General features: G+C 57.0%; 6 protein-coding genes and 1 pseudogene. 4 read left to right on the top strand and 3 right to left on the bottom strand.

Translation table 11 applies throughout. The features are described 5' to 3' along the window. Positions 1–4 precede the first annotated feature (4 nt). On the bottom strand, positions 5–1,966 hold the full coding sequence (locus tag MID00_RS15455; RefSeq protein ID WP_031231877.1) for a DNA topoisomerase IV subunit B: 1,962 nt from the start codon (positions 1,964–1,966) through the stop codon (positions 5–7). 233 nt (positions 1,967–2,199) lie between these two features. Between MID00_RS15455 and trxA the strand changes: the two genes are divergently transcribed. The 3 genes from trxA (at position 2,200) to gdhA (ending at position 5,334) form a co-directional block, all read left to right on the top strand. Then, positions 2,200–2,526: a thioredoxin TrxA gene (gene trxA / locus MID00_RS15450; protein WP_009455930.1), complete on the top strand. Its 327-nt coding sequence runs from the start codon at positions 2,200–2,202 to the stop codon at positions 2,524–2,526. Positions 2,527–2,595: 69 nt separating this feature from the next. Continuing rightward, positions 2,596–3,852 (top strand): transcription termination factor Rho, encoded by a 1,257-nt coding sequence (gene rho / locus MID00_RS15445; RefSeq protein ID WP_009455931.1) that lies wholly within the window; start codon positions 2,596–2,598, stop codon positions 3,850–3,852. 141 nt (positions 3,853–3,993) lie between these two features. After that, positions 3,994–5,334: an NADP-specific glutamate dehydrogenase gene (gene gdhA / locus MID00_RS15440; RefSeq protein WP_009455932.1), complete on the top strand. Its 1,341-nt coding sequence runs from the start codon at positions 3,994–3,996 to the stop codon at positions 5,332–5,334. A gap of 129 nt (positions 5,335–5,463) precedes the next feature. Here the strand turns inward: gdhA and bla are convergent. Next, positions 5,464–6,237 (bottom strand): annotated as a pseudogene (bla, locus tag MID00_RS15435) (class A beta-lactamase); the annotation flags it as partial. 196 nt (positions 6,238–6,433) lie between these two features. Further along, positions 6,434–10,021: a YhdP family protein gene (locus MID00_RS15430; protein ID WP_254499026.1), complete on the bottom strand. Its 3,588-nt coding sequence runs from the start codon at positions 10,019–10,021 to the stop codon at positions 6,434–6,436. Between the two features lie 118 nt (positions 10,022–10,139). Between MID00_RS15430 and glnE the strand changes: the two genes are divergently transcribed. Next, entirely contained in the window at positions 10,140–12,896 is a 2,757-nt protein-coding gene (glnE, locus tag MID00_RS15425) for a bifunctional [glutamate--ammonia ligase]-adenylyl-L-tyrosine phosphorylase/[glutamate--ammonia-ligase] adenylyltransferase (RefSeq protein WP_254499025.1), read from the top strand. Positions 12,897–12,918 lie beyond the last annotated feature (22 nt).

Below are 12,918 nucleotides of genomic sequence, written 5' to 3'. Positions count from 1 at the left end.
GGGCTCAGACGTCCAGATCGGCCAAATTGCCTTTTTCTTCCAACCAGGCTCGGCGGGCCGAGGCCTCACCCTTGCCCATCAGCATGGTGAACATGGCTTGTGTATCGCTCAGGCCATCCTCCCCCCAATGCACAGGCAGCAAACGGCGGGTGTCCGGATTCATGGTGGTATCCCACAGCTGCTCCGCACTCATTTCACCCAGACCTTTAAAACGGCTGATGCTCCAGGATTCATTGCGTATGCCTTCGTTGCGCAGTTTTTCCAGAATGGCGTCCAGCTCCCCCTGATCCAGACAGTAGATCTTGCGGGCCGGGCGTTTGCCAGCGGCAGGCACGTCTACACGGAACAAGGGGGGACGCGCCACATACACGTGGCCCGCCTCGATCAGTTTGGGGAAATGACGGAAGAACAGCGTCAACAACAGCACCTGAATGTGCGAGCCGTCCACGTCCGCATCAGACAGGATACAGATACGGCCATAACGCAAACCGGACAGATCCGGCTCGGACTGGGCGTCGTGCGGGTCCACGCCGATCGCCACGGAAATATCGTGAATTTCCTGGTTAGCGAACAAGCGGTCCTTATCGACCTCCCAAGCGTTCAGAACCTTGCCGCGCAGGGGCAAGATAGCCTGAAATTCCTTGTCACGGCCCATCTTGGCCGAACCGCCAGCCGAGTCACCCTCGACCAGAAATAGTTCCGAACTTTCCAGATCGTGCGACTCGCAATCCGTCAGCTTGCCGGGCAACACGGCCACGCCCGAACTCTTGCGTTTCTCCACTTTCTGCGCCGAACGGGTACGGGCCTGAGCCTGACGCACCGCCACTTCAGCCAATTTGCGACCCTGATCCACATTGGCATGCAGATGCAGTTCCAGCGCATTGCGGACATAGCCACTGACCAGACGCACGGCGTCACGGCTATTGAGCTTTTCCTTGATCTGCCCTTGAAACTGCGGGTCCAGCACTTTGGCCGAGAGCACGAAGCTGGCCCGGGCAAATACGTCCTCGGCCTGCAGCTTGACGCCTTTGGGAATCAGGCTATGCAGTTCGGCAAAACTGCGCACGGCTTGATACAAGCCATCGCGCAAGCCCGATTCGTGTGTTCCCCCAGCTGGGGTTGGGATCAGATTGACATAGGACTCACGCACAATATTGGAGTCCAGCGCCCAGGCCACCACCCAGTGCGCACCTTCGCCGGCGGAGAAATTATCGTCATCTTGCGGGGCGTACTGGCGGCCCTCAAAGAGAGGAACCAGCAGCTCCACCCCTTCCATTTCCTCCTGCAGGTAGCCGCGCAAACCGTCCTCGTAGCGCCACTGCTGGCGCTGGCCGGTTTTTTGCTGCACCAGTTCCACCGTCACGCCTTCCAGCAGGACGGCCTTGCTATGCAGGATATGAGTCAGTTGGGCCAGGGGAATCTGGGCGGAATCAAAATATTTGGCATCGGGCCAGACCCGCACACGGGTACCCGTCTTGCGCTTGGCCACCGTGCCCGTTTGGGTCAGGGGCTGCTCCAGCTCCCCGTCGGCAAACACAATCTCGTTGGCCTGGCCATCGCGCCAGACCAGCACTTCCAGGCGACGAGACAAGGCGTTGGTCACCGACACACCCACCCCGTGCAAACCGCCGGAAAAGGCGTAGGCACCGCCATTGAGCTTGTCGAACTTGCCCCCGGCATGCAGTCGCGTGAACACCAGTTCCACCACCGGCGCATTTTCTTCAGGGTGCAAGCCAACAGGAATACCGCGCCCGTCATCCTCAACCTGTATGCCGCCGTCCTCCAGCAAGGTGACAGTCAGTGTGCGGGCAAAACCAGCCAGGGCTTCGTCGGCCGCGTTATCGATGACCTCCTGCACAATGTGCAGGGGATTATCCGTGCGGGTATACATGGCCGGGCGCTGACGGACCGGTTCCAGCCCCTTGAGCACCCGTATAGAAGATTCGTCGTAACGTGTAGTAGACAACTTGATTCCCGGTAGATCGTACAGAAAAACGCTATTTTACGAGTGGTTAGGCGCCAGTGGGGAAACGCTTTATTGGCGCGCGTTGCGCAGCGAATGCACATTATCAACCAGACGCAATGGTATCCTGTCAAAAATTGGCAACAAGACCGTCGCAATTGGCCGTAGAATACATTGTGCTCAGGTCACGCCACACGTATAGTTTTTCGTTATTCTCACTTTTTTTGTATCTAGCCATGAGCGACTCCATTAAACACATCACGGACGCCTCCTTTGAGTCTGACGTCCTTAACGCCGACCTTCCCGTTCTGGTCGATTACTGGGCTGCCTGGTGCGGTCCTTGTAAAATGATTGCCCCTTTGCTTGATGAGGCAGCCGAACTGTACCAAGGTCGTGTTATCATCGCTAAGCTCAACGTCGATGAAAATCCCGACACCCCAGCTCAATATGGTGTTCGCGGTATTCCAACGCTCATGCTGTTTAAAGACGGCAAAGTGGCCGAAACTAAAGTCGGTGCACTTTCCAAGTCCCAACTTAGCGCGTTTCTCGACAGCTCCCTGTAATCTCTGATTAACCGCACGCAGGCCCTTCGCTGGCCTGCGGTCTGCTGCTGAAAGCCCTTCCCCACTCCCATGCACCTGAACGAATTAAAAGCTCTGCACGTCTCGCAGCTGCTAGAAATGGCTGCCACTCTGGAAATCGACAACGCGAACCGCTTGCGCAAGCAAGAGCTGATGTTCGCCATCATGAAAAAGCACGCCAAAAAGGGCGAGCAGATTTTCGGCGACGGGGTGCTTGAAGTCCTGCCTGATGGTTTTGGCTTTCTGCGTTCGCCAGAAACCTCTTACCTGGCCAGCACAGACGATATCTATATCTCCCCTTCGCAGATACGTCGTTTCAATCTGCACACGGGTGACTCCATTGAAGGTGAAGTGCGCACCCCTAAAGACGGCGAGCGCTACTTTGCCCTGGTAAAAGTTGATAAGGTTAACGGCATGCAGCCCGAGGCCATCAAACATCGCATCATGTTTGAGAACCTGACGCCGCTGCACCCGGACCAGCCCATGCGCCTGGAGCGCGACATCAAAAGCGAAGAGAACATCACAGGCCGTATCCTGGATATCTTCTCGCCTATCGGTAAAGGCCAGCGCGCCCTGATCGTGGCCAGCCCCAAATCCGGTAAAACCGTGATGATGCAGCACATGGCTCACGCCATCACGACCAATTACCCCGAGGCCATCATGATCGTCCTGCTAGTGGACGAGCGCCCCGAGGAAGTAACCGAAATGCAGCGCACCGTGCGCGGCGAAGTGGTGGCCTCCACCTTTGACGAACCCGCCACACGTCACGTGCAAGTGGCCGAGATGGTCATTGAAAAGGCCAAACGCCTGGTTGAATTGAAAAAAGACGTGGTGATCCTGCTGGACTCCATTACCCGTCTGGCACGCGCCTACAACACCGTGGTCCCTGCTTCGGGCAAGGTTTTGACCGGTGGTGTGGACGCCAACGCCCTGCAGCGCCCCAAACGCTTTTTTGGCGCTGCCCGTAATCTGGAAGAAGGTGGCTCCTTGACCATCATCGGTACTGCCCTGATTGAAACCGGCAGCCGCATGGACGAAGTCATCTATGAAGAATTTAAAGGTACCGGCAACTCCGAAATCCATCTGGAGCGCCGTCTGGCCGAGAAACGTATTTACCCAGCCATCAACCTGAACAAATCAGGCACACGTCGTGAAGAGTTGCTGATCAAGCCCGACCTTCTACAAAAGGTCTGGGTTCTGCGCAAGTTCATCCATGGGATGGATGAAATTGAAGCCATGGAGTTTATCCTGGACAAAATCCGGGCCACAAAGACCAACTCCGAATTCTTCGACATGATGAAGAAGTAAATCGAACATCCTGCGCAAGCCTCTCTATACGAGAGGCTTGCTTGCGATGGGCGTATGATCGGGTGCATTCCCGTGCATCCATTCTTTCAATCTGCTGAGTTCTACTCGAAATCTCAGTATTGCAAACAGAGTTCGCTTGCAATGAAATCTATCTCTCTAGAACAGTTCCTAGCCAGAGTGCAGTCCCGCGACCCCAACCAGCCTGAATTCATGCAGGCCGTTCGGGAAGTCATGACCAGCTTGTGGCCCTTCATCGAGAAAAACCCCCAGTACGCCGATCATGGTCTGCTCGAGCGTCTGGTCGAACCCGAACGTGCTATCCAGTTTCGTATTTCCTGGGTAGATGATCGTGGCCAAGTTCAGGTCAATCGCGGCTTCCGTATTCAACACAGCAATGCCATCGGTCCTTTCAAGGGCGGCATGCGTTTTCACCCCTCGGTGAACCTGTCCATTTTGAAGTTTCTGGCATTTGAACAGACCTTCAAGAATGCCTTGACCACTCTGCCCATGGGCGGCGGCAAAGGCGGCTCGGACTTTGATCCCAAAGGCAAGTCGGATGGCGAAGTGATGCGCTTTTGCCAGGCCCTGATCGTTGAGCTGTACCGTCACTTGGGCCCCGATACCGACGTTCCTGCTGGTGATATCGGCGTGGGCGCGCGTGAAGTGGGCTTTATGGCCGGCATGATGAAAAAACTCTCCAACAGCGCAGCCAGTGTGTTCACCGGCAAGGATTTGTGCTTTGGCGGCAGTTTGATTCGTCCTGAGGCCACGGGTTATGGCACCGTATATTTCGTACAGGAAATGTTGGCACGTAAAGGGCTGTCCTTGGACGGCATGACAGTGTCCGTTTCCGGCTCGGGCAATGTGGCTCAGTACGCCATTGAAAAATGCCTGGATCTGGGTGCCAAAGTCGTTACCGTTTCCGACTCGCAAGGTTGCGTGGTGGACATGGACGGCTTTACACGTGAAAAACTGGCTTCCCTGATGCACGTTAAAAATGTACAGCGTGGCAGTCTGGTCGATTACGCCCAGCAACATCACCTGCTGTACGAACAAGGCAAACGTCCTTGGCATATCCCTGTGGATGTCGCCCTGCCTTGCGCCACCCAGAACGAACTGGACGGCAAGGATGCTGAAATCCTGATCAAGAACGGTGTACGTTGCGTTGCCGAAGGTGCCAATATGCCCAGCACGCTGGATGCAGTCGATGCCTTTATCCACGCCAAGATCCTGTATGCCCCAGGCAAAGCCAGCAATGCGGGCGGTGTTGCCGTATCCGGTCTGGAAATGAGCCAAAACGCCCAGCGCTTGAGCTGGACACGCGAACAAGTTGACGCAAAGCTGCACTCCATCATGCGTGACATCCACGAAAATTGTGTGAACTATGGTCAAGAAAGCAACTTCATCAACTACGTTAACGGCGCCAATATTGCCGGCTTTGTCAAAGTCGCCAATGCCATGCGTCATCAAGGCGTTTATTAAGTTTTGCGCCTTGCTCAGTAGTCAAAAAAACCGCCCACAAGGCGGTTTTTTTTATGCTGCAAATCCCAAGCTTCAATACAGGCATCCAAGCACACTTTCTTAACGTGCCCCTCGCCTTCCCCACACCAGCTACGGCGAAGCTTTTTGATCCACAGCCGCTGCAATTGCCTTGCCAATCGTTGCGATGGCCGCATTGCGCTCTTCCATGGAGGCCTTTGTTTCCGTGATGTAGACGGCAGCCACCAGCGGCGCACGCTCAGGGGGCCACATCACCGCCACAACACCGCGAGTGCCGTAAGCCGCTGCCCCGGTCCGGTCTGCCACGGTCCAGCTCTCAGGAACACCGGCCCGCAGCAAAGGCCCACCCACTTCGTTATGCGTCATCCAGTCAATCAGCCGATCTCGGTCTGGGGCTTTCAGCGCATCGCCCAGCACCAGACTCTGCAAGGTATGCACCATGGCTTGCGGGCTAGTGGTGTCACGCGGGTCACCTGGCCTGGCCTCATTCAAGCTGGGTTCGTTGCGATCCAGGCGTGTCACCATGTCGCCTACACTGCGTAGAAAGGACGTGATCGCTTCGGGCCCGCCCAGCATCTCCAGAACCCCATTGGCCGCAGTATTGTCGCTGTTGCGCATCGTGATCGCACACAATTGCGACGCTGGCACATACTGCCCTATCAGGTTTTCTGTCGTCGGTGCGTAAGATTGAATGGCCTCTTCCTTGACCAGCCAGGCGGTCTTCATGGCACCCGGCCCTCGGGCCAACAACGCCGCGCAGATCAAGGCCTTGCTGGTACTGGCCATAGGGAAGCGTTCATCGGCACGGTATTGCCACAACTGCCCATCTGTCGTATCCAGTACAGCCAGTCCGACACGGGCCTGCAAGGATTGTTCGACCGCTTGTGCGGCCTGAGCCACAGGATGCGTTTGCGCTCCAAGCGCATGGAAAGGCAGGCTCGCCACGAGCAAGGTCGCTGCCAGTTGTTTCAGTCTCTGTGCGCTCATCGGCCTATCCTTTGCATAAGGGTTAAAACACGGAAAAGCCTGGCTGCGACCCTGACAACAAGCGAGGCGAATCGTTTGGGTGAGGCGCTTGCCATCAAGGCTCGATCCGAGGCTGTTTCTCTTGTTTCGCGCTACCAACAGCAGGGACCGCCAACTCTTTGAGCTGGGGATCATCCATCTTGCCTGTTACCGCATACGTGACAGACAGGTGACTGCTCATCGGAATCTGCATCAGCCACTGTGTCAGCAAGGCCCCAACTCCCACCATCGGGTTGACAGTAAAGTACGCTGCAATCGCCGCACCGCTCATATCCAGATTCGGGTCTACCACCGCAATCAAATCCAGCGTCTCATCCCGGATATCAATCCAGCCTTTCAGGCTGATCGCCCCTGCCGGACCCTTGATCTGATAATTATCCAGCTCCAGCTTGCCCTGCGACAGATTCATGCGCCCGGTCAGGCTATCGAACGCAAAGCCTTGTTTCACCGCCCCAAACAAATCCAGATCCAGACGGCTCAAGCGCGAGATGGACTGCAAGCTAAGCAGCTCCAGCAGTTTAGCCGAGCGCGACTTCAGGCTGATAAAGCGCCCTTTGCGCAAATCCACATTGAACTGGCCACGGATGTTGCGCTTGTCAAAAGACCAGGGGAAGTCGCTCCAGAACAAGGCCGCCTGTACCGTGCCGTCACCATCCTTGATGGACTCGGTCAGCAAGCCACTGACATCCACAAACTGTCCCAAATTGCTTACCCGGCTGTTTGCCACCAACTCCAGGCCACGCTGCGACCCACTCAATGCCAAAGAGCCGTAACCATTCAGCTGCATACCCTGGGCATTCAGAGAAATGTTTTCCAACGTCCACTTTTGTCCCTTTCCAGCGGGCTTGCCCTTGGCTTCCAGCTTGCCAAAGCGAACACCCTGAATCTGCAAATCATCCACCTTGAACGAGATCGCGGGCAAACGCAGGTCGTCATTCATGGGCAAGTCGGCGTCGGGCCAAGCCCAATCAGGCCTGCCACTGTCAATGTACAGATGGGAGAAGTTGGCATTGAACATGCCGGTGTAGCGGCCATCTTGATGCTGCGCCTGCAAACGCCCTTCGGCCTGCTTGGCCTTCATGCTTAGAAACAGTCTGCCAGCGGCATCTTCCGTGCTTTCCATTTCCAGCTGGTCCAGCAGTTGCCCTCTGAAAAACGCCTGATCCGCTTTCAGACGCACCCGCTCCAGCAAAGGCAGCAAGGGGCGGGCCGAAGGGGGCAAAGGACTGCCATCCAGATTCTGGCCAAACTCCCCCACCACCATTTCCCAGGCATCCAGGTCCATACGGTCATAGCGACTATGTAATTCAAAACCGCGTTGGGGCCAGTTCACCAATCCCGGTGTTCCCATGCTGCCACTTTGAAAGTAGCTGCCATCACGGGAACCTTGAGCATGCAGCAGGTTCAGCAAAAAGCTCTGTCTGTCCTCCAGGCTGATTTGCAGCCGATCCATCTTGGCGGCGGAATCGCTACTCCAATCCGCCTTCAGTTTGGCCGCACGCTCGGCAGGCTTGTGGAAAGGTTCAGGCAAATTCAGTGCCAAACCTGTCAGGTTCGACTCGGCCCCAAACGAAAAAGATCCCTTGGCGTCCAGCTTCATCAACACGCTATAAGGTGTCTGACCCTGCAAACGCTGCAAGCCCTTCAATTCCAGGTATTGCTCCAGACCTTTGGCTGTCAGCACACCATTCAGGCGTAAACCGGGTTTGCCGGGCTCCAGCACACCACTGATCCGGGTATCACCGCCCAGCATCTTGCCCGTCAAGGTTTGGGCACTGACGCCTTTTTCACTAAAGGTCAGCTCGCCTTTCAACGCTGTAAACGAAGGGGCTTCAGGCATGTACTGAAACTCGCCATTGTTCATCTGGATTTGGCCCTGTACCTGGGCATCATCAGCATTATCCAAAGGAATCTGCAACTTGACCGGTACGGTCCAATCCCCTTTGACACGGCTGTCGGCCAGCAAGCCATCCAGCAAGGCATTCAAGGGGGATTGATGCACCAGGGCCAGATAACTGGTCGCCGGTGCCTGGGACAGACCTTCCAGCTTCAGAAAGCTGTTTTGCTCCAAGGAGGTAATGTGGGTCTGAATATCGCGCAGCACGATATCCTGCTGCTTGGCAATCGGCATGCGCGCCTGCTGAGCCACAATATCCAGATTGTCGTTATGCATGCGTATGCTGCCCTGCACGCCTTCCAGACGCGGCCAGGCCAACCGCTTGGGACGGGCGGGCTGATAATCCACAATTCCCTGATCCAAAGCCCCCGCCACTTCAAAGCTGCCATCCTCCGGACTCAAGCCATACGGGAAGGTATCCAGGCCGCCTTGCAGACGGATTGTCCCGTCTCGTACCGCCCCCTGCACCAGTCCGGCCTGCATCCATTCACGCGCCAGAGGATTGACCGTCAAAGGCAGGTAATTCACCAAAGCCGCCAGATTCAGGTGCTTGAACTGCCCCTGCCAGTCAGCCACACCGGCCTCGAACGTGGCATCCTCGCGCCAGCTACCTGTTAACTGTGCATCCATATCAGGATTACGCAAAGCCAGATTCATTCTGCTGACGCTCAGTCTGGCCTGCTCATCCCGGTGGACGGTGCCTTGAGCATTGAGCTGATCCACAGCCAAATACTGGGCAAACAAATCCGGCACACGCAGACCAAAACTGTTCATCGACAAGGCCCACTGCACATCGCCACTTTGCTTGCCTTGGGCCAGCGCCTGCATGTCATTCAGCCCCCCCGCCAGTTCCAGATTGGCTTGCTGCAGTTGCAGGCGATCATCGCTATCGGTAAGCACGGCCACATCACGCAACTGGGCGGCAAGCTGCATCTGTACGGTCTGGGCCGTTTTAGGCTGAGTGGCTTGAGCGCGCACATCGACCCAGCCCTTGTCCAGGGCCACAGGCACATCCAGCCACGGGCGCAGCGCAGGAGCATCCACCCCTTTAGCCTGAACCGTCAGTTCCCAGGGCAGGTCCATCACATCCACACTCTCGGGCAGACGACGCTTGCCCTGCACACGCAAGGCCAAAGCCAGGGACTCGCCCAAATTGGCGGGCAAGGCTGTCGCCAGATTGACCTCGTGCCAGCCCTGCCTGTAACCGATCTGCAATTCAATCGACGGCAGACTCAAGACAGGCGCGCCACGCAGATCATCCTGCCATTGCAAGGACGTACCTTGAATGCGAATGCCGCGCTGCTCCAGCAACCAGCGAACCGGTCCTTGCCAGGCTTCGGGTTCGGACGGGGCACTCTCATCATTCAGATCCAGCACCTGCCCCATTACCAGAATCTGACCCTGGGGGTCGCGCCGCACCGGGATCGTCAAACCTTGCACATCCAGCTGGCGCAATTGCAGCGAGCCGCTGAACAAGGACTTCCAGCTGATATCGGCTTGCAGTTTGGGCAGCTGCAACATGGGCTCCTGCCCAGGTTCTGCCAGCGACAGGTTTGTCACGGAAAGATGGGGATTCCAGCCCTGCCAGTCGCCTTTTAATTCTTGGATCTGGACTTGCAGGCCGGTTTGCTCACTAATTTTCTGCACCAGATAGGGACGCAGATTATCCAGTTGCGGCACGAGCAAGTAACGTAGCCCGACAAGGCCTAGCATCAGCGCAAAATAGAGCACTAGCGCCAGTCGCACAAGCCCTCGAACTACCATGCAATCAATTCCCGAGTATAGTTAGATGCGGTCATTTCCGGCCTAGTCAGACAAGTCATTTCACTTGTCGTTCCCCCTTATCCGAAAAGCCTCTTATCGTATGAGCCAGTCCATTATATTGAAGCCCGTGATGCAATGGTCCGGCCCCTTGCGTCGAAAAGTAAACGCTCAGCCACAATTTGGAGCGTGGCTGGAAGAGCAAGCCCAACACCCTGTCACCCCCGCATTGATTACGCAATGGTATAGGACTTTGCTGCCCGAGCCCGATAATGATCGTCTGGCACAAGTGCGCCAGGCCTTGCGCCAACTGCGCGAACGGGTCTTTCTGGTGCTGATGATCCGCGATATCAATGGCTTGGCGCCCCTGGATGAAGTCATGCAGGCCATGAGCAGCCTGGCTGATCTGGCCGTGGCACAAGCCTATGAAACCGTGGCCCGGCAACTGGCTGACGTACACGGTATTCCTAAAAACTCGGAAACCGGCCTGCCCCAAGAGATGATTATTTTGGGTATGGGCAAGCTGGGCGGGGGAGAATTAAACGTTTCCTCGGACATTGACCTGATCATGCTCTACGACGAGGACGGCGAAACCGATGGTCGCCGCCCCCTGAGCTATCACGAGTTTTACGGCAAAGTAACCCAGCGCATGATGCCCGTGTTGTCCGATACGGATGCCTTCGGCCAGGTGTTTCGCACCGACTTGCGTCTGCGTCCGGACGGTGATTCGGGGCCGCTGGCCTGGAGCATGCAGGCCCTGGAAAACTATCTGGTCAATCAAGGCCGGGAGTGGGAACGCTATGCCTGGATCAAGGCGCGCCCCATCAAGGCCCAGGCCTTTGAAGGCAGCCGTAGCGCTGGCGATATACATCACTTCGAAGCGCTGCGTACCCCTTTTGTGTACCGCAAATATTTTGACTTTGATGCCCTGTCCGCCCTGCGCGGCCTGCGCGAGCGCATCCGTCAGGACTGGACACGCCGCGCCCTGAACCGCAATGGCGTGGAGACCTGGCACAACATCAAGCTGGGGGATGGCGGGATTCGAGAAATTGAATTTGTAGTCCAGCTCAATCAACTGATACGTGGTGGACGACAGCCTTCCCTGCAAACAACCAGCCTGCACAAGGCTCTGCGCGGTCAATGCGCAGCCGGTCTGCTGGACCAGGAGGTCTGCGACAAGCTACTGGCCGCCTATACCTTCTTGCGACGTGTCGAACACCGTCTGCAGTATCGCGAAGACGAACAAACCCATTTGCTGCCCCAGGACGAGGAGCTGCGCACCGAGCTGGCCGCCACCTTGGGCCTGAGCCTGGCCGATTTCGACGAGCAGCTAGGCCAGCACAGAAAGTTTGTGTCGCATACCTTCCGCAATGCCTTCCGTCTAGCGGGTATGGGGGAAGAAGCCAGTGCCGAGCCTCCTGTAGCGGCAGCCCCCACCCTCGAAGTCAACAGCGCCGAGCAAAATCAGGCTTTGCGGGAACGCATCGAACAATTGCGTCAGGCACTTTTGAACAGCCATCGCCTGCGCAGCCTGCCCAATGCCAGCCTGGATCGCGTACAACGCTTGATCCCCTTGGCTGAGGACTACGCCTACCGCTCCGAAAACCCGGAAATGACAGCGACACGGCTCTTCAACCTGATCGAGCTGATCGCCCAACGCAGTGCTTATCTGGCTTTGCTGGCTGAATACCCCGATACGCTAGCCCGCGTCGCCCGTATTGTCTCAGCCAGCCCTTGGGCCGCCCAGTATCTGGCTCAATACCCGCTCCTGCTGGACAGCCTGATCGAATGGCATTCGCTAATGGAAATTCCGGACTTTGCGGCCCTGTCCGAGCAAATGTGCCGCGACCTGGACGCCTGCCGTCTGCCCGATGGCCAGGCCGATGTCGAACAGCAAATGAACATGATGCGCGACTGGCAGCACCAGATCACCTTCCAATTACTGGCTCAGGACCTGGAAGGCGTGCTGACGGTGGAGGCCTTGGCCGACCAGCTCTCGGCCCTGGCCGACATGATGCTGGCCGAGACGCTGGAGCGTACCTGGCCTCTGACGCGCCCCCGCAGCCTGGGCCCTGAACACGACACCCCGCCCCGCTTTGCCGTCATCGCCTACGGCAAGCTGGGCGGCAAGGAAATTGGCTACGCCTCGGACCTGGATCTGGTGTTTCTCTATGACGACCCCAGCCAGGACAATGTGGAGCGCTACATCAAACTGGCTCGCCGCATGACCAGCTGGTTGTCGGCCATGACCTCCTCCGGTCGTCTCTACGATATTGACCTGCGTTTGCGCCCGGATGGCGATGCCGGTTTGCTGGCCGTCAGTGTGGATGCCTTCGAGCAGTATCAAACCCGTAGCGCCTGGTCCTGGGAGCATCAAGCCATTACCCGTGCCCGTTTTGTGACCGGGGATGCCCAGATCAAGGAACGCTTCGATGAAATCCGCCGCTCCATCTTGCTGATGGAACGTGACCGTCGCAAACTGCGCGCAGACATTCTGGACATGCGAGACAAGATCAGTGCCGGGCACCCCAACCGCAGCGAGCTGTTTGATTTGAAGCACGACCGTGGCGGCATGGTGGATGTGGAGTTCATCACCCAATATCTGGTGCTGTGCCATAGCCGAGAGCATCCCAAGCTGCTGGAGAACCTGGGCAACATCGCCTTGCTGGGCATTGCCGCGCAAGCGGGCCTGATTGCGGTTGACCATGCTCAGGAAGTTGCCGATGCCTACCGTGCCCTGCGCCGTCGTCAGCACGCATTACGTCTGGAAGGGGCGGAAAAAGCCCGTGTCCCGCAGACCGAACTAACTCAGGAACGGCAGGCCGTGACGCGACTATGGGACGAGGTCCTGGGGTACTAAGGCAACAGATTGATTTCACTAA

It is taken from the genome of Alcaligenes sp. NLF5-7 (genome assembly GCF_024266725.1).
GTDB classification, from domain to species: domain Bacteria; phylum Pseudomonadota; class Gammaproteobacteria; order Burkholderiales; family Burkholderiaceae_B; genus Alcaligenes; species Alcaligenes phenolicus.
Note: the sequence above shows the minus strand (reverse complement) of the source record. Positions and strands in the feature narration are given on the sequence as shown.

What these genes read in the sequence shown, in the direction of transcription:
- trxA (WP_009455930.1), top strand. Translation starts at nt 2,200, where the DNA reads ATGAGCGACTCCATTAAACACATCACGGACGCCTCCTTTGAGTCTGAC.
- rho (WP_009455931.1), top strand. Translation starts at nt 2,596, where the DNA reads ATGCACCTGAACGAATTAAAAGCTCTGCACGTCTCGCAGCTGCTAGAA.
- gdhA (WP_009455932.1), top strand. Translation starts at nt 3,994, where the DNA reads ATGAAATCTATCTCTCTAGAACAGTTCCTAGCCAGAGTGCAGTCCCGC.
- glnE (WP_254499025.1), top strand. Translation starts at nt 10,140, where the DNA reads ATGAGCCAGTCCATTATATTGAAGCCCGTGATGCAATGGTCCGGCCCC.